Annotated in this window: 18 protein-coding genes; 5 read left to right on the forward strand and 13 right to left on the reverse strand. The window is 43.2% G+C overall.

Going from position 1 to position 22,847, the window contains the following annotated elements:
- Nucleotides 1-6: 6 nt before the first annotated feature.
- Both DUL71_RS30875 and DUL71_RS30880 read right to left on the reverse strand, forming a co-directional pair.
- Nucleotides 7-3,747: a S8 family serine peptidase gene (locus DUL71_RS30875; RefSeq protein ID WP_114941676.1), complete on the reverse strand. Its 3,741-nt coding sequence runs from the start codon at nt 3,745-3,747 to the stop codon at nt 7-9.
- 110 nt (nt 3,748-3,857) lie between these two features.
- Complete coding sequence (locus DUL71_RS30880; protein WP_114941677.1) at nt 3,858-5,507, reverse strand: NAD+ synthase; 1,650 nt, start codon at nt 5,505-5,507, stop codon at nt 3,858-3,860.
- A 221-nt stretch (nt 5,508-5,728) separates the two neighbouring features.
- On the opposite strand from DUL71_RS30880, the gene gldB reads away from it, so the two are divergent.
- The gene (gene gldB, locus DUL71_RS30885; protein WP_114941678.1) at nt 5,729-6,766 is read left to right on the forward strand and encodes a gliding motility lipoprotein GldB; all 1,038 of its coding nucleotides are present in this window, start codon (nt 5,729-5,731) and stop codon (nt 6,764-6,766) included.
- Between the two features lie 65 nt (nt 6,767-6,831).
- On the opposite strand, the gene DUL71_RS30890 is transcribed toward gldB, so the two are convergent.
- From DUL71_RS30890 to DUL71_RS30900, 3 genes are all read right to left on the reverse strand, one after another.
- Nucleotides 6,832-7,029 carry a hypothetical protein gene (locus DUL71_RS30890; RefSeq protein ID WP_112568650.1) on the reverse strand — a complete coding sequence of 66 codons (198 nt, stop codon included), beginning with the start codon at nt 7,027-7,029 and terminating at the stop codon, nt 6,832-6,834.
- A 61-nt stretch (nt 7,030-7,090) separates the two neighbouring features.
- Nucleotides 7,091-7,981: a DUF4349 domain-containing protein gene (locus tag DUL71_RS30895; protein ID WP_114941679.1), complete on the reverse strand. Its 891-nt coding sequence runs from the start codon at nt 7,979-7,981 to the stop codon at nt 7,091-7,093.
- 175 nt (nt 7,982-8,156) lie between these two features.
- Nucleotides 8,157-8,795, reverse strand: coding sequence for a hypothetical protein (locus DUL71_RS30900; protein WP_154402531.1), 639 nt, complete (start codon nt 8,793-8,795; stop codon nt 8,157-8,159).
- Between the two features lie 219 nt (nt 8,796-9,014).
- On the opposite strand from DUL71_RS30900, the gene DUL71_RS30905 reads away from it, so the two are divergent.
- Nucleotides 9,015-9,461 (forward strand): hypothetical protein, encoded by a 447-nt coding sequence (locus tag DUL71_RS30905; RefSeq protein WP_114941681.1) that lies wholly within the window; start codon nt 9,015-9,017, stop codon nt 9,459-9,461.
- A gap of 125 nt (nt 9,462-9,586) precedes the next feature.
- Here DUL71_RS30905 and atpG read toward each other — a convergent pair whose 3' ends face one another.
- The 8 genes from atpG to DUL71_RS30945 form a co-directional block, all read right to left on the reverse strand.
- Nucleotides 9,587-10,474 (reverse strand): ATP synthase F1 subunit gamma, encoded by an 888-nt coding sequence (atpG, locus tag DUL71_RS30910; RefSeq protein ID WP_114941682.1) that lies wholly within the window; start codon nt 10,472-10,474, stop codon nt 9,587-9,589.
- 145 nt (nt 10,475-10,619) lie between these two features.
- Complete coding sequence (gene atpA / locus DUL71_RS30915) at nt 10,620-12,194, reverse strand: F0F1 ATP synthase subunit alpha (RefSeq protein ID WP_114941683.1); 1,575 nt, start codon at nt 12,192-12,194, stop codon at nt 10,620-10,622.
- 43 nt (nt 12,195-12,237) lie between these two features.
- Nucleotides 12,238-12,780, reverse strand: coding sequence for an ATP synthase F1 subunit delta (atpH, locus tag DUL71_RS30920; RefSeq protein WP_114941684.1), 543 nt, complete (start codon nt 12,778-12,780; stop codon nt 12,238-12,240).
- A gap of 119 nt (nt 12,781-12,899) precedes the next feature.
- On the reverse strand, nt 12,900-13,394 hold the full coding sequence (atpF, locus tag DUL71_RS30925) for a F0F1 ATP synthase subunit B (protein ID WP_114941685.1): 495 nt from the start codon (nt 13,392-13,394) through the stop codon (nt 12,900-12,902).
- A gap of 98 nt (nt 13,395-13,492) precedes the next feature.
- Nucleotides 13,493-13,702 carry an ATP synthase F0 subunit C gene (gene atpE, locus DUL71_RS30930; protein WP_091171878.1) on the reverse strand — a complete coding sequence of 70 codons (210 nt, stop codon included), beginning with the start codon at nt 13,700-13,702 and terminating at the stop codon, nt 13,493-13,495.
- A 45-nt stretch (nt 13,703-13,747) separates the two neighbouring features.
- A complete protein-coding gene (gene atpB, locus DUL71_RS30935; RefSeq protein WP_114941686.1) occupies nt 13,748-14,830 on the reverse strand; it encodes a F0F1 ATP synthase subunit A in 1,083 nt (360 codons plus the stop codon).
- A gap of 14 nt (nt 14,831-14,844) precedes the next feature.
- On the reverse strand, nt 14,845-15,096 hold the full coding sequence (locus DUL71_RS30940; RefSeq protein WP_114941687.1) for a hypothetical protein: 252 nt from the start codon (nt 15,094-15,096) through the stop codon (nt 14,845-14,847).
- Between the two features lie 133 nt (nt 15,097-15,229).
- A complete protein-coding gene (locus tag DUL71_RS30945; protein ID WP_114941688.1) occupies nt 15,230-15,457 on the reverse strand; it encodes an AtpZ/AtpI family protein in 228 nt (75 codons plus the stop codon).
- Between the two features lie 45 nt (nt 15,458-15,502).
- Here DUL71_RS30945 and porW point away from each other — a divergent pair, with 45 nt between their 5' ends.
- The 3 genes from porW to uvrC all read left to right on the forward strand — a co-directional run bounded on the left by porW (nt 15,503) and on the right by uvrC (nt 22,762).
- The gene (gene porW, locus DUL71_RS30950; RefSeq protein WP_114941689.1) at nt 15,503-18,481 is read left to right on the forward strand and encodes a type IX secretion system periplasmic lipoprotein PorW/SprE; all 2,979 of its coding nucleotides are present in this window, start codon (nt 15,503-15,505) and stop codon (nt 18,479-18,481) included.
- 3 nt (nt 18,482-18,484) lie between these two features.
- Complete coding sequence (locus DUL71_RS30955) at nt 18,485-20,749, forward strand: transglycosylase domain-containing protein (protein WP_114941690.1); 2,265 nt, start codon at nt 18,485-18,487, stop codon at nt 20,747-20,749.
- A gap of 189 nt (nt 20,750-20,938) precedes the next feature.
- Nucleotides 20,939-22,762 (forward strand): excinuclease ABC subunit UvrC, encoded by a 1,824-nt coding sequence (uvrC, locus tag DUL71_RS30960; RefSeq protein WP_114941691.1) that lies wholly within the window; start codon nt 20,939-20,941, stop codon nt 22,760-22,762.
- Nucleotides 22,763-22,847 lie beyond the last annotated feature (85 nt).

Here is a 22,847-nt window from a genome sequence, read left to right on the forward strand (position 1 = left end):
ACCTGCTTAACGGGTGATGATAACTTTTTGTGAATAAACCTTCTGCCCCAGTAATACTTTTAACACATACACTCCCGGTGTTTGCCTGCTTACGTTAAGTGTTGTACTATAAGGCCCCTGATCAATATTTTGCTGGGCACTTTGATAAACAGCTTCACCACCGGCATTAATAAGCGATAGTTTCATAGTGGCGGCTTCCTTAGCCGAAAATACCACATTTAAATTGGTGCTTACTGGTACCGGAAAGGCGCTTAATCCTATCTCGCTCTTAGTCCCGGCAACACCTTCCCGCGCATAAAAATAATTGTCAGATTGTGCCACACACCCATTGGCCAGGGTAACCTGTACCTGGTACTTTCCGCTTTGTGTAGGATTATAGGTTACAGCTGTAGCCCCGCTTATAACGTTTCCATCCAACAACCATTGGTTACCATCGGTAAAGCTCGAGGTGAGGGTATTATTTGCCTGTGTAATAACAGGCTTACTTAATGTTACCGCTTTACGTGCGGCCGACGCGCAGCCCAGGCTTTGCACCTTCACATCGTAAAAGTAATAGTAGTAACCTTTATATGCCGTAGTATCGCCATTGGTTGCGGAGGCACTATTGCCTGTAATACTAAATATATTACCTATTTTGAAAGGATAACCTGTTACCCCTCCGTTGCTCCGGTATATAGTAGCCTGATCCGCAAAATCAACCGAGATCTGGTAATCACCGGCAGCGGGTAATGACAAGTTCAGGTCATACACCTTCCCCTGATCATTGGGATCATCGGGCTGCGCACCGGCCAGCGGTGTGGTGCGTGTAGCAACAGCATCGATAGAGGTTGAAGAAACAATCTGCCCGTTGGCGTTAGCAACGTTAAAGGTTATCTTACCCGAATTACCGATATAAAGACGTGCGCTCTTAATGAGCACCGGCACCTTGGTATTTACAGTTATATAAGGCGTAAACTGGTTGTAGCCACCAGCTGTAAACGTGCCTTTAGTGGCTGGGCCAACGGTTCCTTTAAAATCATTAATACCCGCGTAATAGGTATTATTAACCGGAGCCTGATTGGTTAAAGCTTCGCTCCCCGCGGCTATAGGTAAAACGTCGTTAGCATTCTGATACCATAATACCGAGCCATCGCCCGTACCAAATAATTCGTATTGGTTAGTGGTGGCGCAATAATAAGCACTCAGGTCGCCAATAGTTGCCGGCGAATTAATCACCACATTAGCTGTTACCGAGTTATTGCTGCTAACCGGATCGCCGGTAAGTTTGCTGGTAGCGGTAATAGTATAAGATGCGCCTGCAACCGCGTTAAACTCCTGGCTAAAGGTAAAGTTGTCTTCGGCTAAGGCAGGTAACGAGCTTTTATAACTTTCGTTATAAGTAGTAGTAACGTTATTGGCATCGGTAATGGTAACCGTTACCGGGATGTTATTGATTGCAGCATTGCCAAAGTTTTTAATCCGCACGGTAATGGGCGTACTTGCCGAGCATGAACCACTGCTGCCTGGGCTTACTATAGATATAACCCCGGCATCAATACTGGTTTGCAGAAACTGAACCCTGTAATCCTGTGTCTCGCCTTTGGCATAGGCACCACAAGCCTTAATGGTTGATGCATCGCTTGTTTCGGTAAGTACAACACGCATCAGGCTATACGCTCCGGCAACCACCGTACCGGGAACAGTGATATTTGTGTTATAAGTACCCGTACCATTAATGATCCCTGTTGTAGCAACAAGCTCGTTATCTTCAAAAACCCCGTTGGCATTCCAGTCGATAAATACTTTGGCGGCTTTATTGAAATTGTTGGCACAAGTACCCAGGGTAATACTCAGGGGATACGTTTTAGCCTGCTCAAGTTGCGCGGTAAGACTCGTATAGTCCGAATAGCTTGTACAGCCTGCAGCGGGGGAATTATCAATATTAGCCAGTTTAATGTTATCAATCCTCGAATCGGTACTTGAAAGCGGGGCCGAAGCGCAATAAGCAGTTCCGCCAACGCCTGTAACAATGAGCGAATAGGCTTGCGATCCGGATGATAAAGTACCTTTGTGTGATACCGTAATGGTATATGCCCTGCCGGGAACCGAGTTAGGGATATATACCTGCTCAATATTATCACGGATGTTATCACCATGAGTCGCGGCAAAACCCGGTTTCTCCGGATCAAGCACCCAGGGAGTAAAAGTAGTAGTACCATCGCTCACCCTGATATCAAGATCATTCACCAGTTTAGGGGTACGGCTGTTGATCACCCCTTCGGTAGTAGCCGAGCCTTGCAGATCTGTCCAGGCTATGGTTGCGGCCAGCAGCCGGTTACCCGATGCTATTACGTTATAGGTTTGTGTTTGTCCCTGGCTTAATGTTTTTTCACTTACAATACTTTTGCCGCCGTTATCGGTAATTGCTTGCGCTGCTTCGGGCATGTTCAGTAAACCCCAGCCGTAAATATAATCGGGGCCTACATTTCCGGCGTCAAAAGCGGTATGGCAAACCAAGCCTTTCAATGTAGCCGAACGCATAAAGGCCCCACCGTTTTGCTTAGCATAATATTCCTGCAATAAATAAAGCGACCCTGTAACATTAGGAGCAGCCATTGAAGTACCTGACAGTGTAAGATATGATGTAGTGTTATCAACACCAACCGAAAGCACATTAACACCATCACCAACAATATCGGGCTTAATGCGACCGTCATCAGTCGGCCCCCAACTGCTGAAAGGGGCAATCACTACATTCTCCCTTACTTTAGGCCCGTAAGGAAGCGGGTAAACAGCTCCTACAGTAAGTATGTTTTTGGCATTACCGCTGGTACTGATAATATCATAGCCATCGTTATTGCTGATGCCTGCAGGCCGTGCACCTTTGCTTACAAAAGTTTGATCGGTCTTGCTTTTATAGCCGTAGTAGGTTTCACCAACAGCCGGGCCATTGCTTGACCGCTCGTTACCGGCCGATTCAACTATAAGATAATATGGTGCGTTATATGCTATCTTATCCCAGTTGGCTGTTTTTGAGTCGTAGAAACCAAAGTTATAATCCACGGTATCGCCGGGCAAACCATTCCATTCCCAACGGGCAGCCGAATCGTTATAATCCCAGCCCGCTACCACCCCATAGGAGTGATTTGATAGCAACAGGTTAGCAGCAGCGGCACTCATGGTAGCTTCATCATTATTAAAATCGTATGATTGCAACGTAGTAGCGCCAAATGACATCCCCTTGGCAGGTGCATAAATCCCTTTAGCTATCATAGTACCGGCCACGTGCGATGAATGGTCATTTACAGACGCGGTAGTTTTAAGGGTGATGGTTTTACCAGCAAATTCCTGGTGGGCTTTATAAACCGCGCCGCCATCCCATATAGCCAGCTTGTTGCTTAAAAAATCTGATGAGCCTGATAAATTCAAACCCAGTGAACCTCCTGGCTGTAAGGTATTGGTACCCGTAGTAGCCGCCGCGGTGGTATTGTTGTGTGTTATGAGGTATATCGGAAATCCTAATTTGCTAATACCCTGCAGCGTAAGCAGGTTACCATTTTTGGTACGGCGTGATAGCGTCCAGCCGTGTGTTGCGGCCAATGATACTGCCTTTTTATAAGATACCTGGTAGTCTGTGAGCGCCTGCTTTGAGATATCATTCAGCTGGACCTTGTTTTTTTCACTGATCAAAGGTTGCTGAGCCATTACGCCGGCCGCTGCAAATGACAACAAAAAGCAAAACGAAATAATTGTGTAAAGTTTAATCATTGGTTTGAAAGATAGGCAATTTTAAGAAAAATCAACCTCAACTGAAACAAAACCAATGCTGCTTTACAACATTCGTATACTTATTGGTTAAAGAGTGAGAAAATTAGCTGTTACGACAAATATTTGCCCACAATTGGCATTCTTCGTCCCATGCCAAACGCTTTTGGCGACACCCTCAAAATAGGCGGGGTCTGGTAGCGCTTGTGCTCTGCCGAATTGGTAAGCTTAATTACGCGTTTAACAGTAGCTTCGTCATAACCCATCCTGATGATCTCGGCCGATGAGCAACGGTTTTCGATATACTCGGCCAGGATCTTATCAAGCACGTCATATTCAGGCAACGAATCGGTATCCTTCTGGTCGGGCCTTAACTCTGCCGATGGTGGTTTAATGATAGAATTGACCGGGATGATCTCCTTATCGCGATTAATGTATCGTGCAAGCTCAAAAACCTGCGTTTTGTACACATCGCCAATAACCGAGATCCCACCGCACATATCGCCGTACAAAGTGCCGTAGCCAACAGCGGCTTCGCTCTTGTTACTGGTGTTCAGCAAAATGTAACCAAACTTATTGCACATCGCCATTAATAAAACGGCCCGGCTGCGCGATTGAATATTCTCTTCGGCAATGTTAAATGGCAGGCCATCAAATTGCGGGTTTAAGGCTGTTTCAAATGCTTCGGTAATACTTTTGATAGGCACAATCTCGTGTTTGCAGCCAAGGTTATCAACCAGATCCTGCGCGTCTTTTAATGAATGATCTGTTGAAAAGCGTGAAGGTAACAACACAGCCATCACATTTTGCGGGCCAAGCGCTTCAGCAGCCAGTGCGCATACCACAGCCGAATCGATGCCACCTGACAAACCTAAAATTGCCTGCTTAAATCCCGACTTATAAAAATAATCGCGGATGCCAAGAATTATTCCCTGGTAAATCTGTTCGATGTCTCCGGGACGTTGGGTCTTTATCGTTGTAGGATGATCAAAGCTTAGTGTATTGTCTTCGTTAAGCGTGTAGTAAGCCAGGCTTTCCTCAAAATAAGGCATTTCGTCAATCAGCTTACCGGTATTATCAAACACAAGAGAGCCGCCGTCAAATATCAGTTCGGTTTGTGCTCCCACATGATTAACGTACAATAAAGGCAGTTTGTAACGACTGGCATTGTCGCTCAAGATCTCAATACGCTCTTCATCATGGTTATAAGCAAATGGCGAGGCTGCTATATTGATCATCACATGCGGATCCTGGTGGATAAGGGTATCCATCGGCCGGGTAACGTACAATGGGTTTTCGATGGTATTCCAAAGATCTTCGCAAATGGTAAGCGCTATTCGTTTGCCTTTAAACTCGATACAGCTAAACTCGGTTGAAGGTTCAAAGTAACGGTATTCGTCAAACACATCATAATTAGGTAACAGTGCCTTGTTAACTACCGCTTTTACCTTACCATTCTCAATAAAATAAGCAGAATTGCTCAGGTCTTTACCTTCGGTTTTATGGTTAGGGGTTGGCAGGCCGATGATGCAGGCGATATCAATACATACTTCGGCAATCTTTTTAGCAGCATCATCGCACAGACCAATAAACTCGTCAAACTCTAAAAAATCGCGCGAGGGGTAGCCGCAAACACATAGTTCGGCAAATACAACCAGATCGGCCCCGTGATTTTTTGCCTTGATGATATGATCAATGATTTTATTGGTGTTCGATTCAAAATTACCTACGTGATAGTTGAGCTGTGCTAACGCGATTTTCATAAGTATATGTATATTTTAATCTCAAGTCACAAGCCTTTAGTCTTAAGTTAAAAAACAACACTTCCGACTTAAGGCTTTCGACTATTGACTTAACTTTTTTAGTCTTGAGTCAGGAGCCTTTAGTTCAAAATCGAAAATTGCGACTTAGGGCTACCGACTATTGACTTAACAATAGTAGCAACATTATGCAAATAAAATTACTTTTGCCTTAAAGGATAAAGATGAACCCTACCCGGTATATAGCAAAGCAAATTTACTTAATTTTTTCCATCGGTCTGATATTAAGCGCCTGTAGCCACAACAAAAAAATTGATGTAAGCAATATCAATGTTGATGTCAAAATTGAACGGTTCGACCATGATTTTGATGCCATGCGCAGTAAACCCATGGCCTTGCAGGCTGAATACCTGCAAAAACAGTACGGCAGCTTTTATCCCGATTTTATTGAACGTATTTTACAGGTTGGCAGTGCAAGTGATACCGCCTATTTTAAAGCCCTGCAACAAGTATTCGCGGGCAAGCCCTATAACGATCTGAAGCATGACGCCGATGCCGCCTTCCCCAATATGGATCGGCAGAATGCCAGCCTTACCGAAGCGTTTAAATACATTAAATATTATTACCCGCAAAAGCGTCTGCCAAGGGTGTATGCATACATTTCTGGCTTTCAAGCCCAAACTACCATTGGCGATGGCTATTTTGGCGTGGGGATAGATCTTTTCCTGGGTGCGGATTCGCGCTTTTATCCCTCGCTCACCAATGCTTTTCCGCATTACCTTTCCAAATGGTTCACTCCTGACAATATTACCCCACGGGTGGTTGAAGGCATAGCACGGGAGGAAATGTTCCAGGAAGATGATAACGACAAGGCTTTGCTTAATAAGATGGTATACAATGGTAAGATCATGTATTTTATGGACAGGATATTACCTGATGTAGCCGATAGCACTAAAATCCGTTATAGTACCGAACAACTGAAATGGTGCCAGGATTTTGAAGGCAAAATCTGGGGATACTTTTTACAAGAGAATCTGCTTTACGAAACCGATTACCAGAAAATTCAGAAATACCTTACTGAAGCGCCTTTCACCCCCGGTTTCGGAGAAAAGAATGAATCGGCCCCTAAACTGGCCGTTTGGACGGGATGGCAAATAGTGAAGAAATACATGGATAAGCATCCTGATGTTACCCTACCCCAGTTAATGGCGGACAAGGATGCTCAAAAAATATTGAACGAGGCAGGCTATCACCCCAAATAAAAAGCAAAAAAAAGCGCCCTCAAATTGAAGGCGCTTTTTTTATATCATTTTCCTTACTAAGGAATTTACTTCATGATTGAGAAAACGCATTTCAAAGCAATCAGGATACCGATGATCAGGATAATGTTTGAAATAGATGTAAACATGAAGCCTGTGTTCGCATCGCCGGCAAAACGCAGGAATACGCCTACTATACCGATAACAATAGCTAAAGTTAATAATTTGTAGTGTCCTTCTGCGTTAGCATTTTCCATTGATTCCATGGTACCTATTTTTAATGTTTGCGCAAAAATAGAAATGTTTACCGAAAAAGCTATAAAGTTTTTATGATTTTATGCCGCTGGCGAACCATGCGGGGTGTTTACGTTTATAATAGCGGTACATTGCCCACAAACCTATACCTAAGGCTATGAATACCCATAGGTTGGCCAACCCCAGGATTAGTTCAACAAAAAGTTGCCAGCCATTATTTAATGCGATAGCAAGCCGGTTAACAAAAGGCAACTGATAGGCAGAAGGATCGTCATTAGCTATCATTTCCTGGTTGATGAAATTGCTCTGGTAAAAGCTAAGGGTAACAATGCTGTACTTTACGGCTTCATCTGTGCGCATATTGCCAATTTGCTGATCAACCATGTCATCTTTCAGCAGCATCACGTTCACTGGATTTTTGATAACCACTTTAACTTTCTTTTGCTGATCCACCAAATCCTGACGGTTTCTTAATTTCAGTTTTTCAGACAGATAGTCAAGCGTTCTGTCTTCAATATCCATTTTCCGGAGCGTAACATACATCCCCATGTGGGCCACCTCGGTCATAAAGCTTTCGAGCTTTTCTGAAGGAACTTTTACCGTCATGTCGGCGTTAGTCCTGAGGGCCGAGACACGTTTAACCGAATCATTAGTCACGCGGATATCTTCCGCTTTCTCCACCTCGGCTTGCATTTGATGATGCATCACCATGCCGCCGTCGCGGGTTGTAAGCGCGGCTATAGCATCACCCGTTTGTTGAACGTTTTTGACCTTAAACCGCATGTCGGCAGTTTTTACGAGTTTGGTCGGTGTTATTTCAACCTTAGTGCTGTCCGCGCTAACCGCCACTGTATCGGCCGCCGATGCTCTGTTTTCTCTTAAGGGTTCGTACTTTGAACTACGCCCACATGCGCCCAGCAGCAACACGCCCGCCAGCAACGCCAGGAATAACTTTGTTTTCATAACTGTTTAATTTTCTTTGGTATACATTGATACCGGAGAGCGGCAAGAGGTAACCCTGACCGTTGATTTTTGTTATGATTACGTTGATTTCGCTGACTGATCTGAACCGGATTTTCTGGATTAAGCTGATTCCGGGATTTTGCTTTGATACTGGTCGAAGTTTGAGTAACAAAACTTAGTTACCCACCAATGCTTTTTGGCCCCTTGATTTAAGATGAGCAAAATCATCTTTATTAGTAAAATATTCAAGTCCTAAAATTAATAACGTCGAAGTAAGAAAGTTTATCTTTTGTGTTATGGGTAATAAATCCCAATCGCTTATGCCCCATAAGTAAACGCTGTAATAAAAAATTGCGAGGCAAATCACACACAAAACTTTAAATAAATGAAGTTTGGTTTTCATGATGAAAACTGTGACGATAAATAAACACGTCCAAAATAAGCTGGTAGATATAATTAACATTATGTCGTGCCAGGGCGTTACGGTTAAAAACGTAAACAGGACATTAGCTATCCCGAAGTATTTTATAATATAGGCCGAGTTTCTATCTGGTATTTTTTTGGCCATGTTGGTGAAAAACATCGCATAAGTAACTGGAAATAGAATCATCCCCGCACAGGCCCAAATTCTCGAAGCATTCTCGACGCCATTTAACGCCCTTGTTCCAAACAGGTTACTGATGAAATTTCTTTTCCAGTCGAAGCCGACGGAGTACTCATTGTACATTGACCCGCCTGGATAAACCGAGATGGCTACGATCATTAAAACTGAAGAAATGACAACTCCTATTAAAACTGAATATTTCTTAATCATCTGGGGATGCGGCGGTTTATAATTGACAATGAGATCCAATCTTTGGAGGATTGTTACAGCGTATTTCAGCTTTCGGGCATCAAAGTATGCAACAAATTCGAAAGTATTTGCAATATACCCGTAGCTTTCTTATTGGCGTCTTTTGTTTATTTGTATCGAGACTTTCACTTATCCTTATCAATGAAAAACCTAAAAATTATATTGACAATAATAAGTTGCATGACCCTATTAGCATGCAACTTTAGCAAAGGAGTAAAAAAGGACTTTAATACGGGCTTAAAATTTAGCTACAACGGCTTTGGTGTAAACAACGTGTTGTTGGTTGACCCGGCGAATAATGCCATGAGCGACAATAAGGTACACCTTAACACAAAAATAGCTATCGTAGCGGTTGGCGTTGCAAACTATGGTCTGAAAGACGGTAAAGCCTATCCAGGAATGCAATTAGTAGTTACCGATAAAAAGGGAACCGCAGTTTTAAGCGCTGCCGATCTGTTTGAAGGCACAACCGGTTACCCGCCCGAGCGGGCCACAGAGCTACGCGGAGATATTACCATCGGTCGGCCGATTGTAGCCGGAGAAACTTATCACGTAAAAATACATATCTGGGATAAGGTAACTCCTGCAAATGAGATTAATGCGGAAGCGGATCTTGTGGTGATATAGACTTTCCAATCAGCCCCCATCGAAGTTACGCTACCGCTAAACTTCGACCAGTGTATGTTTATTTCCCAATAAACCAAAAAGGCTCTCCTCCCGGAAAGCCTTTTCTATATAAAAGTATTTTAAACTTAGTTGCCGCCTGAAAGGGCTGCGGCACCACTTACGATCTCCGTAAGCTCGGTAGTGATAGCTGCCTGACGGGCCTGGTTGTATGAAAGTTTTAATGATTTCAAAAGCTCGCCGGCATTTTCGGTTGCTTTATCCATCGCTGTCATACGGGCACCATGTTCAGATGCGTTTGAATCCAATACAGCACGATAAAGCTGGATCTTGATATTTTTAGGGATCAATTGCTCAACAATTTCCTGTTGTGATGGCTCAAGGATGTAATCAACATTAGCTGCTTTTACTTCCTCTTTCTTCTCGGCCTTTGGCACCGGCAATAACTGCTCGGTGATCAGGTATTGTACAGCCGCGTTACGGAAGTGGTTATACACCAATTCCACACGGTCGTAATCTCCGTTAACAAAACCCTGCATGATAGCTTCGGTAATTTTTGAAGCGTTCTCGAAGTTAAGGTCTGAGTACAGCTCGTTGTTGTTACCAATTACATTGTACTTACGTCTTTGGTAAAACTCCTGTGCTTTTTTACCTATAGCAACGATAGATACGTTACCGGCGGCAAGCTGCTTAGGATATTTCTCGGCTATAAGGTTGTTGGCGGCTTTAATAACGTTAGCATTGAAAGCACCGGCCAAACCGCGGTTTGATGATACCACAACCACCAATACACGTACTGGTTCACGTTCCTGAAGGTACGGAGAAGTGTTATCCTCCAAACTTGCAGATAGGTTAGCCAGCAGGTCTTTCAACTTACTTGCGTAAGGACGCAGCTGAATAATAGCGTTGGTAGCACGTTTCAACTTAGCAGCCGAAACCATTTTCATAGCCTTGGTGATCTGCTGGGTTGATGATACAGATTTGATCCTGTTTCTTACTTCTTTTAAATTAGCCATTCTTTATTGAGATGTGAGATTTGAGATATGAGATTTGAGATAAGCTCATATCTGCACCTTCAATCTGTTTATCTAATTTATAATGACGTCAGATGTGGGAAAGAGAAAAGTCTCAAATCTCACATCTAACATCTCATATCTAAAATTAATACCTTGCTGACAGTTCTTTGGCTACTGTTTCCAGTACACCGGTAAGCTGATCGTCAAATTTACCTGCTTTAAGGGCAGCTAAAACTTCCGGGTGACGAGCTTCTAACTGATCGGTAAATTCGGCTTCGAATTCCCTTACCTTGTTTACAGGTACGTTACGCATTAAGTTTTTAGTACCCAGGTAAATGATAGCAACTTGTTTTTCTACAGTTACCGGAGAGTATTGACCTTGTTTCAGGATCTCTACGTTACGGATACCTTTGTCCAACACGTTTTTGGTTGAAGCGTCAAGGTCTGAACCGAATTTTGAGAAAGCCTCAAGCTCACGGAACTGAGCCTGGTCAAGTTTCAAGGTACCGGCAACTTTTTTCATTGATTTGATCTGCGCGTTACCACCTACACGTGATACAGAGATACCTACGTTGATAGCCGGACGAACACCCGCGTTGAACAAGTTCGACTCAAGGAAGATCTGACCGTCAGTAATTGAAATTACGTTAGTTGGGATGTATGCAGATACGTCACCAGCTTGTGTTTCAATGATTGGAAGCGCTGTTAATGAACCGCCACCTTTAACGATACCTCTGATAGATTCAGGAAGGTCGTTCATTTGTTGTGCGATAGAATCATTTGCGTTGATTTTAGCGGCACGCTCTAATAAACGGCTGTGCAGGTAAAATACGTCACCCGGGTAAGCCTCACGGCCCGGTGGACGACGTAACAACAATGAAACCTCACGGTAAGCAACAGCTTGTTTTGACAAGTCATCATAGATGATCAAAGCCGGACGGCCTGTATCACGGAAGTACTCGCCGATAGCTGCACCTGCAAACGGAGCAAAGAACTGCATGGTAGCAGAGTCTGAAGCGTTAGCGGCAACAATGATAGAGTAAGGCATAGCGCCGTTCTCTTCAAGCGTACGAACAATGTTAGCAACAGTCGATGCTTTTTGTCCGCAAGCTACATATATACAGATTACAGGTTTACCTGCATCGTAAAATTCTTTTTGATTGATGATAGTATCGATACAAACCGCAGTTTTACCTGTTTGACGGTCACCGATAACCAACTCACGCTGGCCACGGCCGATAGGGATCATCGCGTCGATAGCTTTGATGCCTGTTTGTAATGGCTCGGTTACCGGCTGACGGTAGATTACACCTGGTGCTTTACGCTCAAGTGGCATCTCATAAGTTTGACCGGTGATTGGGCCTTTACCATCAATAGGGGCACCTAAGGTATCAACAACACGGCCAAGCATACCCTCGCCTACGTTAATTGATGCAATCCTGTTGGTACGTTTAACGGTATCACCTTCTTTAATATCATCAGATTTACCTAACAATACCACGCCCACGTTATCTTCTTCAAGGTTAAGTACGATGCCTTGCAATCCTGTGCCAAATTCAACCAACTCACCCGACTGTACTTTAGTTAATCCATAAACGCGTGCGATACCGTCACCCACCTGGAGTACAGTACCCACTTCTTCTAATTCAGATTCTGACTTGAAGCCGGCCAACTGCTGACGCAAAATTGCTGATACTTCGTCTGGTCTTACCTCTACCATTGTTTAAAATTTATTTAGAGTTTTACTTTTAATACTTAATTAATTATGCCTTTTCAGCAAATTCCTTTTTCATCTTCTTAAGGCTTGCAGCAATGCTGGTATCAACCTGCCTGTCGCCTACGTTAAGCACAAATCCACCAATTAATGACGAATCCACTTTGGTATCCAATACTACAGTGCCACCGATAGCTTTTTGCAATTCATCTACCAGTGTGTTTTTATTGGTATCAGATAATGTTGTAGCTGATGTAACTTTAGCTTTGGTAATATTCCTTTTGATGTTGAAAAGGTTGATATACTCATTGGCAGTAAAATACAAAACGCCGCCACGGCCTTTGTTTACCATCAGCTTAAAGAACATGATGCTCACTTTGTTCACCTTATTACCAAACACCGCTTCAAGAATACTTATCTTCTTAGCCTGTGAAATAATAGGGTTAGCCAAAACAGCGGCCAGTTCAGAACTTCCTTTTAAAGTGTGTAAAAAAAGATCCATATCTGCCTTTACCGCATCAACAATGTTTTGTTCCTGCGCAAGGTCGATAAGTGATTTGGCGTATCTCGATGCTACTGTTACTTCTGACATTTCTTTCTAATTTCGGATTTCGAATTTTCGATTTCGGAATTTTTATTTTGAATTTCGGTTTTGAACTGGTTAGCGGATACCGGAATAAATCCGAAATCCAACATCCCAAATCCGAAATCTTATAACTTCACTTCTTTCAATAATTGGCTAACCAATTCGTTTTGCTGCTGCTGATCTTCAAATTGTTTGCGAAGGATCTTCTCAGCAATCTCTAAAGATAACGTAGCTACCTGGTTTTTAACATCTGCCAAAGCAATAGCTTTTTGGTTGTTAATTTCAACGCGGGCAAGCTCAATCATACGTGCACCTTCTTTATGAGCAAGTTCTTTAGCATCAGATACTATCTGATCTTTAGCTTTACGAGCCTCAGACAGGATCAGGTCACGCTCAGCACGCGCTTGTTTAATTAACGATTCGTTTTCGTTAGTTAAACGGCTCATTTCTTCTTTGGCAGCTTCTGCTTTTAATAAAGCATCTTCAATTGAACGTTCACGTTCGCCAATGGCGGCCATGATAGGTTTCCAGGCAAACTTAGCTAATATAAAGAACAGAAAAGCGAAGGCTACTGTAGTCCAAACAACTAAACCTAAATCAGGGACAACTAATGGATTCATTTTATATTGATCTCTTTTTTTACTTTAATAAAACATTTTAATAAGAACCGCCCCGGTGCCAATCGCCCCGGCTGCGGTTCTTAATTTTTTGGAGCTGATTAACGTAAGCCCAGGAATGATACTACCACACCGAACAGAGCAGCACCTTCAATAAGAGCTGCAGCGATGATCATGGCAGTTTGGATTTTTGAAGCAGCTTCTGGCTGACGTGATATACCTTCCATGGCTTTACCACCAACCTGACCGATACCGATACCAGCACCGATTACCGCTAAACCTGCACCTAATGCAGCAATACTTCCAATCATGATTTTAAATTTAAAATGTTAATATATATTATAGTTATTTACTAATTAATGATGGTGCTCCTCGATGGCAGTACCAATAAACAGGGCAGTAAGCAGTGTAAAAATAAATGCCTGCAACATGGCTACCAGCAATTCAAGCACATCCATAAACACAACGAAGGCTACAGACACAGGCGCGATAGCAACAGACTTAAATACGAATATCAGCGATATTAAGCTAAGCACAATGATGTGACCGGCAGTAATATTTGCGAACAAACGGATCATTAACGCGAATGGCTTTGAAAAGATACCTAATATCTCAACAACCCACCATAATGGCCACAACCAAACCGGTACAGAGCTCGGGACAAAAATGTGTGCCCAGTAATGCTTATTACCATTAATGTTAACTACCAGTAGAGTTATTACCGCAAGCACCATGGTTACAGCAATATTACCGGTCAAGTTTGAACCTCCCGGGAAGAAAGGCACCAAACCAATCAAGTTATTGATCAGGATAAAGAAAAATACGGTTAACAGTAACGGCATAAAGCGCACGTATTTGTAGCCAATATTAGGCAACGCAATCTCGTCACGTACAAACAGTATCACAGGCTCAAGGAATGACTGTAACCCTTTTGGCGCTTTACCAACGCGTTTTTTATAAGTTGAGGCAACGCTTAAGAAAACAAGAAGCAATAAAAACACAGACATCAACAACGACGCTACGTTTTTGGTGATCGACAAATCGAATACTTTAGCTGTAGTATCTTCTGTTTTGTCCTCGCCGGTTACTGCTTTTATTTTATCATGAATAAGAGCGTATTTGTGGTATTTACCTTCGTGAATTTTTTCACCTTCTTCAAATACCGACGACATGAAAACTTCAAGTCCTTTATCGGTGTAAAGTATTACCGGAAGGGGCATCGCCAGTTTTCCACCGATGTGGAAATAATGCGAATCCGAAATGTGCTCCATAATGGTTTCAGTCGGATCAAATTTGGCTTCTTCCTTTGTTTCGGTGGCGGGCTCAGCAGGACTTTTTTCTTGTAAAGCGAATGCTTTTACGGATACAAACAGCGAAAAAACGCTTAAAACGATACCTAAGGTGATTTTTTTTGAGTTCAAAACAGGCCTAAAATCCATTAGCAGAGAGTTTTTTACTTTAATTTTTGGTTGCGCAAGGTACACAACAAACCGTAAATTTCAAAGGCTATGTTTAAGAAATAAACGTAAAAAAAATTGGCCAGGAAAATCCCATTGTCGGGCTTCACCTTCATCAGAAAAAATAAGGCAAAAAACATTGCCGCTAAAATCTTGACGGTAGTAGCCGCAAGGAACGTTTGAGTATACAGCGAATAGTTGATCTTACCCACAAAATTCACCAGAAAAACGGTGATAAATGTAAGCATCGATATAAAAAAAAAGATGAGCCAAAACCGAGGTACAAGCCAATTGGCATGGCCGATATAATTAAGCAAAACCGGGGGAATTGCTGTGATAATTACAAACAGAATAAAGGACAGAATAACTCGAAGCAATTTTTTAATTTTTTACAGATCGTATAACAAGAAATAACGCAATAAACACCCCGGCAAGTGAAAGTGCAGCAGTAACCCACTTTACCTCGTGCCCGGCACTTTCATCTATTTTATAACCAGCAAAGGCACAAATACCGATAATTGCAATCATCTGGAAAGCAATACCGGTAAATTTAGCATAGTTACTTACCTGCTTCCCGGCATCCTCGTTATTTTGTTCATTTTTCGGCATGCGCAAATTTATTAAACCTATTGTATAATCTTTAGTATTTTAGCAATGCTTTTAAATTACCGTATTGCATTGAGGCGACTACCATCATCCTATAAATCAAACATCGGCATTTTTTTTCTGTCTGCACTAATACTGGTAGCGGTAGGCTGCTCGCTTGAAAAACAAAGCGGCTTTAACCGCACCATGCAAAACCTTACTGCTCATTACAATATATTATTTAATGCCAATGAAATTTTAAGGTTAAAGCAGGAGGCCTATGCTACATCATTTACTGATGCTTATAACGAGATCCTGAATGTATATCCCGATACCACGGCGCAAACCGGTACCCCGGATAAAGATCTGGAGGATGCCATAGTAAAAGCCAACAAAATCATCAGCATTAAGGAGCAAAGTCATTACCTGGGCGATGCCTACCTGGTGCTGGGCAAGGCAAGATATTTAGAGGCAAATTATTTTGATGCCGTTGAATATTTTAATTATGTAACCCGTTCGTTTGGTAAACAAGCCAACTTAAAACAGGAAGCACTGGTATGGAAGGCCCGGGGGCTCATGTACCTCAACCAGCTTCCTTTAGCCAAAGCGGTGATCGATTCGGCGGTGCAGGATATCAACCCTAAAAAAAACATTACTGCCGATGTTTATGCTACCAAGCTACAGTATGATATTATCACTCAAAACTATGCCGAGGCTGAGGAGATGGCCAAACTCGCGATAAAATATAGTTACATCTCTAACCTTAAACTTCGCTGGATTTTTATCCTTGGCCAACTCCAGGAGCTTAATTTAAAACCAGCCGACGCATATGAAAGCTATACCCGCATTGTAAAAAGCAACGCCAGCTTTGAAATGGCCTTTAACGCCAATCTTAACCGCATCCGGATCCGAAACGGCGTTAAGGTAAATAAGATCGATCTGCTTCGCACCCTGTTAAAAAACAGCGACAACATTGATTTTTACGATCAGATCTATTACCAGATAGGCGAACAGCAGTTTAAAGCAGGCGAGATTGACAACGCCTTAAAAAGCTATAAAAAATCGGTACGGGTAAGCACCAAAAATCAAAATCAAAAAGGCCTCTCCTACCTGCGCATTGCCGATATCAACTTTAAAAACAAAGCCGATTACGCAAACGCCAGGCTTTATTATGATAGTACCCTTAACAACCTGTCGGTAAATTATCCGGGCTACCAGCTTATCCGCAAAAAAGCCGATAACCTGCAGATCCTTACCCGCTTGCTCGAAACTATATCGCGCGAGGATACCCTGCAGATGCTTGCCGCTTTGGATGAGAAGAGCCGCGATGCCAAAATTGATGAAATGGTGGCCCGTAAAACCCGCCAGCAACAACAGGCGGCCATTGAAGCTAATGCAGGCGCGGCCAATAACGGGGCGATGTCAAACTCCTTCGACAGGAATAATAATTCATCTGCCCAAAACAATAGAAATAGCGGCAGTACCTTTTACTTTTACAACAACAGCGCGGTAAGCCAGGGCTATAACGACTTTAAACGTTTATGGGGAAACCGTAAACTTGAAGATAACTGGCGTCGCAGCAGGCGTTCAAATACAGGCATCCCAACGGCCAATACCGGCATTGGCTCGCAGGTTAATGACCCGGATGCTCCTGTTGGCAGTGTAGCTTATAATAGCAATAATGTTTCGGCAGGCACTTACAGGCAAGATCTGGTTAAAAACCTCCCGCTCACCCCTGCCCTGTTGCAGCAGTCCAATTTCAGAATTTATAATGCCTATTTTGAAATGGCTAATTTTTATCGCGATATATTGGAAGATAAAAAGGAAGCTATTGCCACTTATGAAACATTGCTTGCCCGTTTTCCGCAAAGCAGCGACAAACCTTCTATCTATTATAATCTTTACAGGCTTTATGCTGATATCGATGCTGTAAAATCAACAGATTATAAAAACAGGTTATTAAAAGAGTACCCTGAGAGTGTATTCGCCAAAGTTATTCTTGACCCGGATTATGCACGTAAAATGGCCGATGTGGATGCCGAGTTTAATGGCTTTTATAACGGGGTATATGACTTGTATTCGCAAAAGCAATACACACAGGTAATTGAGAAAGCCAATGATCTGCTCAATAAATATCCCAACAATCGGTACGCTGCGCAACTTTATTACCTAAAGGCTTTAGCTGCCGGGCACATGGAAAAACTTCCTCCTTTTCAGGCCGATCTGCAATTGATAGCCTCGAAATATCCGCAGGATAAACTTATCGCCCCGCTGGTTAGCCAGCACCTGGCCTATATCGACTCCAACAAAGCCGAAATTGCCGCACGCCCGGTTGTGCTGTTTAATGACGACCCTAACGAAATTCCTTTTACCCCACCGGTAGCATATCAAAAACAAACGGAGTATCGTCCGCCATATACGCCATCGACCCAAAATATAACGCCGCAGGAGCGCCTGCCCGAACGTGACACACGCGTAATAGCCGGCGCTAAAACATCTGCCCCGCAAATTCAACAGGCGGCACCACAGCAGCCCAAACAACTTGCCTTAGCTCAAATCCCGTTACCGCAGCACAAAATGCCGGATACATCACGTGATATTGCCGCGCAGCCTGCACCAAAACAAAAAGATTCAATAGCAACAGCGCCTGCAGCCGCTATTGCTAAAGCGCCTGCAGTAAACTACATATTCAGCAAGCACGACAGCACCAATTACTACTTTGTGATAAATGTTGCCAGCGGTACAACTAATCTGGCTTCAACACGTTTTGGTGTAGGGCAATTTAACCGTACACGCTACACACGCAGCGAAGTTATCCACCACGTTAAAACCGTAGGCGACAATAACCAGTTGATATATGTTGGCCGTTTTTATACCCTTGATGACGCTAAGGATTACGCCCGCACCATAGTTCCCCTGTTGCCCGATATTATGAAGGTGCCAAGGGATAAATACAGCTTTTTTATCATTACCAAAGAAAATCTGGATAAATTAGCAACCCAAAGTATATTGGATAGTTATTTTGACTACTACCAGAAATTTTATTAGAAAATGAGAACCAATAACACAAGGTTTAACTCGAAAAATCAACTTCAGCCCGCAGATATAAGAAGATACAACTGGTACATCTGGCGTACAGTGATAGCCCTTTTCCTGTTTGTGGTTATCATGATAACGCTTACCATTTTTGATGTATTTGGTCAGCTGCCATCATTCCGCGATTTGGAAAACCCAAAAAGCAACCAGGCCACAGAGATCATATCTTCTGATAAGCAGGTGTTGGGCACTTACTATATTCAAAACCGCTCAAACGTTACCTACCGCGAACTATCGCCAAACGTAATTAACGCTTTGGTTGCTACGGAAGACAAGCGCTTTTATGACCACTCGGGTATCGACTTCGGGCGTAGCTTTACGATATTCGCGCATTTGCTCATCGGTCAAAAACAAGGGGGCAGTACTATAACCCAGCAGTTGGCACTAAATCTTTTTTCTGAGCGATCTGCCAATCCTTTTAAACGTATCATTCAAAAATTACAAGAATGGGTTACCGCCGTTAAACTGGAACGTCACTATACCAAAGAAGAGATCCTAACCATGTACCTTAACACGGTTGACTTTGGCGCTTATAACACCTATGGTATCAAATCGGCAGCACGTACTTATTTTAATACTACTCCTGATAAATTAACTCCAGATCAGGCGGCTTTGTTAATAGGTATGGTGAACGGCCCTGGTATTTACTCGCCTATCCGTCACCCGGATAACGCGCTTAAAAGACGTAACCTTGTACTGAACCGTATGGTTGAACAAAAGGCTTTAAGTGAAGGCCAGGCCGAAGAGTTTAAACGCAAGCCTCTTGGTCTTGATTTCCACCAGAACAATCACTTTGACGGTCTTGCGCCTTACTTCCGTTCGGTATTGAAGAAAGAGCTTCAAAAGATCTTTAAAGAACAAAATATTAACCGCCCGGATGGTACCCCTTATGATCTTGATCGTGATGGTTTAAAAATATATACCACTATTGATGCCACCATGCAGCAATACGCCGAGGAAGCACAGCGCGATTATATGAAAGACCTGCAAGCCCAGTTCAATGATCACTGGCGCGGTCGCAACCTGTACAAAAGCATCCATAACTTTAAGTTTTTGCTTGATCAGGGTATGCAAAAGTCCGACAGGTATAAACAGCTGAAACAACAGGAAAAGTCTGACGAAGAAATTCAGGAAAACTTCCAGACCAAAACCATGCTTAACCTGTTTACCTGGCATGGTAATATAGATACCATGATGCGTCCTATCGACTCTATCATTTACTGTAAAATGCTTTTGCGTAACGCGCTCATGAGTATGGACCCAACAACCGGCTACGTTAAAGCATGGGTGGGCGGTACTAACTTTGAACACTTTAAGTACGACCAGGTAAAGAACGGCACACGTCAGGTAGGCTCGACGGCCAAACCATTTACTTATGCGGTGGCCATCGATAACGGCTATTCGCCTTGTATGAAAATCAACAACGTGCCTGATACCATTCGTGGTTATGGCGCGCCATGGTGCCCGCGCTCGTCGCCATCTGAAACTTTACAGGGCTTTATTACTTTAAGACAGGCGTTGGCACACTCGCAAAACTGGGTTACGGCGCACGTTATGGGCGAGGTTAAACCAGAGCCTGTTGTGGACTTGATCAAGAAGATGGGTATCACCAGTGCTGTTCCGCCTTACCCGTCTATTTGTTTGGGCACATTTGACGCCTCTGTTTTTGAAATGACAGCAGCTTATTCGGCCTTTGCAAACCATGGCTTGTGGACGGAGCCTACTTATATTTTACGTATCGAAGATAAAAACGGCAACGTATTGTATACGCATACTCCGCGCGTTGTTCAGGCTATGAATGCGCAAACGGCCTATGTAATGACCTATATGCTTAAAGGTGTTATTGAAGATGGGACCGGTTCAAGGTTAAGCTATAAATACGGCTTGCGTAACCCTATCGGTGGTAAAACAGGAACGACGCAAAACAACTCGGATGGTTGGTTCATTGGCATAACCCCACAACTGGTTACCGGCCTATGGACAGGTTGCGAAGATCGTGACATCGCGTTCCAAAGCACACGCCTTGGTGAAGGCGCAAACAGTGCCCTACCGATATTTGCCATGTACATGAAAAAGGTATACGCCAACCAAGCATTGGGTATCAAAAAGAATGTTGATTTTGACGCACCAGCAAACGGGGTTAGCATCATACTGGATTGCGGCGCCTATAATCAGCAACAACAGGGAACTACCGACGTAGATAAGAAATTAGGATTTTAATTATTTTTGTTTGATCAGGAGTATAACCTCCAGACGTCATTGCGAATCTAAAATATGTCATTGCGAGCGAAGCGTGGCAATCGCACAGAAGCATAGCCGCTCTGTATAGCATGCGATTGCTTCGTCGTTCCGCCTCGCAATGACATATTTTAGATTCGCAATGACGTTTTCATTAAAACCAATGATCCCGTGAGCGAGAAATTTGATTATAAAAGTGCTTTAAAAAACATCCCTCACAAACCCGGGGTTTATCAATACTGGGATAGTGAGCAGGAACTAATATATATTGGCAAGGCTAAAGACTTGCGCAATCGCGTTGGCTCATACTTTAACCAGGATATCCATATCAATGCCAAAACACGGGTGTTGGTATCCAAGATCCGTGCTATAACTTTTACCATTGTTGATACCGAGGTTGATGCCTGGTTGCTGGAAAACAGCATGATCAAAAAGCATCAGCCGCGTTATAACGTATTGCTTAAGGATGATAAGACCTATCCCTGGATTATCATCAAAAACGAGAATTATCCGCGCATTTTCTGGACACGCCGGATCATTAAGGACGGCTCTAAATATCTTGGCCCGTATGCTTCAGTAAGCATGATGCATAACATTTTGGACCTCATCAGGGAAACTTACCCTTTGCGTACCTGTAACTTACAGCTTACCCGCGAAAACATCGACAAAGGAAAGTTCAAGGTTTGCCTGGAGTATCAGTTGGGTAATTGCAAAGGCCCATGTCAGAATTTCCAGTCGGAAAATGATTACGATAACAGCATTGAAGAGATCAAGGATATTCTGAACGGCAAGATTGGGGCGGTACTTCGTCGCTTAAAAAACGAGATGGAAGCCGCCGCAATGGAGATGAACTTTGAGCTGGCCCACAGGCTTAAGCGCAAGTTTGAGCTGCTTGAAAATTACCAGAGTAAATCGACTGTTGTTAACTCATCCATTACAGATGTAGAAGTATTCAGCATTGCATCTGAAGAGAAGCTTGCTTTTGTAAACTTCCTGAAGGTAATGAACGGCACCATCATCCAAACGCAAACCATCGAACTCAAAAAACGCCTGGATGAAAGCGATGAAGAATTGCTTACACTGGCCATATCCGAGTTCAGGAGCCGTTATAACAGCGATAGCAAGGAAATCATCGTCCCCTTTGATATCGACCTTGAAGATCATCCCAATATCAAATTCACGGTGCCCAAACTGGGCGAGAAACGTAAGCTGCTTGATCTTTCGCAAAAGAATGTTCAGTTTTTCAAAAAGGAAAAAATTGACCAGTACGAAAAGCTAAACCCCGAGGTACGTACCGAGCGATTGCTCACACAGATGATGAAGGATTTACGCATGAACCAGTTGCCGCGTCACATCGAGTGTTTTGATAACTCCAACTTCCAGGGTAAATACCCCGTATCTGCCATTGTGGTGTTTAAGGACGGCAAGCCCTCCAAAAAAGATTATCGCCACTTTAATGTTAAAACCGTTGAAGGGCCTAATGACTTTGCCACCATGGAAGAAGCCGTACATCGCCGTTATCGCCGCATGCTTGATGAAGGCACAGAACTACCACAGCTTATCGTGATTGACGGCGGTAAAGGTCAGCTATCATCAGCTATGCACAGCCTCAAATTATTGGGTATAGATAAAAAAGTAACCGTTATAGGCATCGCCAAACGCCTAGAAGAACTTTATTATCCAAACGACCAGTATCCGTTATATCTCGATAAAAAATCGGAAACCCTTAAGGTGATCCAGCATTTGCGCGATGAGGCCCACCGTTTTGGCATCACTTTTCACCGCAAAAAGCGCGACAAAGGCACGCTGGTAACCGAGCTTGAACTAATAGAAGGTATAGGCAAAACCACCGCCGAAAAGCTGCTGAAATACTTTAAGTCGGTAAAGAAAATCCGCGAAGCTAATGAAGAGATGCTGCTTGAAGTGGTTAATCTGAAACAGGCTAAAGCTATATTGGCTTATTTTAATACCGGAGCAGAGGTTGAACAAAGCTAATCTTAATCAGTAGCAGGTTTTAGTTGCAGTAGCAGCGGAACTATTTAATTCAAAAAATAAAGGCCCGGTTCAATCAACCGGGCCT

Source organism: Mucilaginibacter endophyticus, assembly GCF_003351025.1.
Lineage (GTDB): Bacteria > Bacteroidota > Bacteroidia > Sphingobacteriales > Sphingobacteriaceae > Mucilaginibacter > Mucilaginibacter endophyticus.

What these genes read in the sequence shown, in the direction of transcription:
- DUL71_RS30955 (WP_114941690.1), top strand. Translation starts at nt 18,485, where the DNA reads ATGAGAACCAATAACACAAGGTTTAACTCGAAAAATCAACTTCAGCCC.
- DUL71_RS30875 (WP_114941676.1), bottom strand. Translation starts at nt 3,747, where the DNA reads ATGATTAAACTTTACACAATTATTTCGTTTTGCTTTTTGTTGTCATTT.
- DUL71_RS30940 (WP_114941687.1), bottom strand. Translation starts at nt 15,096, where the DNA reads ATGCTTACATTTATCACCGTTTTTCTGGTGAATTTTGTGGGTAAGATC.
- atpF (WP_114941685.1), bottom strand. Translation starts at nt 13,394, where the DNA reads ATGAATCCATTAGTTGTCCCTGATTTAGGTTTAGTTGTTTGGACTACA.
- DUL71_RS30905 (WP_114941681.1), top strand. Translation starts at nt 9,015, where the DNA reads ATGACCCTATTAGCATGCAACTTTAGCAAAGGAGTAAAAAAGGACTTT.
- atpH (WP_114941684.1), bottom strand. Translation starts at nt 12,780, where the DNA reads ATGTCAGAAGTAACAGTAGCATCGAGATACGCCAAATCACTTATCGAC.
- gldB (WP_114941678.1), top strand. Translation starts at nt 5,729, where the DNA reads ATGAACCCTACCCGGTATATAGCAAAGCAAATTTACTTAATTTTTTCC.
- atpB (WP_114941686.1), bottom strand. Translation starts at nt 14,830, where the DNA reads ATGGATTTTAGGCCTGTTTTGAACTCAAAAAAAATCACCTTAGGTATC.
- DUL71_RS30895 (WP_114941679.1), bottom strand. Translation starts at nt 7,981, where the DNA reads ATGAAAACAAAGTTATTCCTGGCGTTGCTGGCGGGCGTGTTGCTGCTG.
- atpA (WP_114941683.1), bottom strand. Translation starts at nt 12,194, where the DNA reads ATGGTAGAGGTAAGACCAGACGAAGTATCAGCAATTTTGCGTCAGCAG.
- DUL71_RS30880 (WP_114941677.1), bottom strand. Translation starts at nt 5,507, where the DNA reads ATGAAAATCGCGTTAGCACAGCTCAACTATCACGTAGGTAATTTTGAA.
- porW (WP_114941689.1), top strand. Translation starts at nt 15,503, where the DNA reads ATGCTTTTAAATTACCGTATTGCATTGAGGCGACTACCATCATCCTAT.
- DUL71_RS30890 (WP_112568650.1), bottom strand. Translation starts at nt 7,029, where the DNA reads ATGGAATCAATGGAAAATGCTAACGCAGAAGGACACTACAAATTATTA.
- DUL71_RS30900 (WP_154402531.1), bottom strand. Translation starts at nt 8,795, where the DNA reads ATGATTAAGAAATATTCAGTTTTAATAGGAGTTGTCATTTCTTCAGTT.
- DUL71_RS30945 (WP_114941688.1), bottom strand. Translation starts at nt 15,457, where the DNA reads ATGCCGAAAAATGAACAAAATAACGAGGATGCCGGGAAGCAGGTAAGT.
- atpG (WP_114941682.1), bottom strand. Translation starts at nt 10,474, where the DNA reads ATGGCTAATTTAAAAGAAGTAAGAAACAGGATCAAATCTGTATCATCA.
- atpE (WP_091171878.1), bottom strand. Translation starts at nt 13,702, where the DNA reads ATGATTGGAAGTATTGCTGCATTAGGTGCAGGTTTAGCGGTAATCGGT.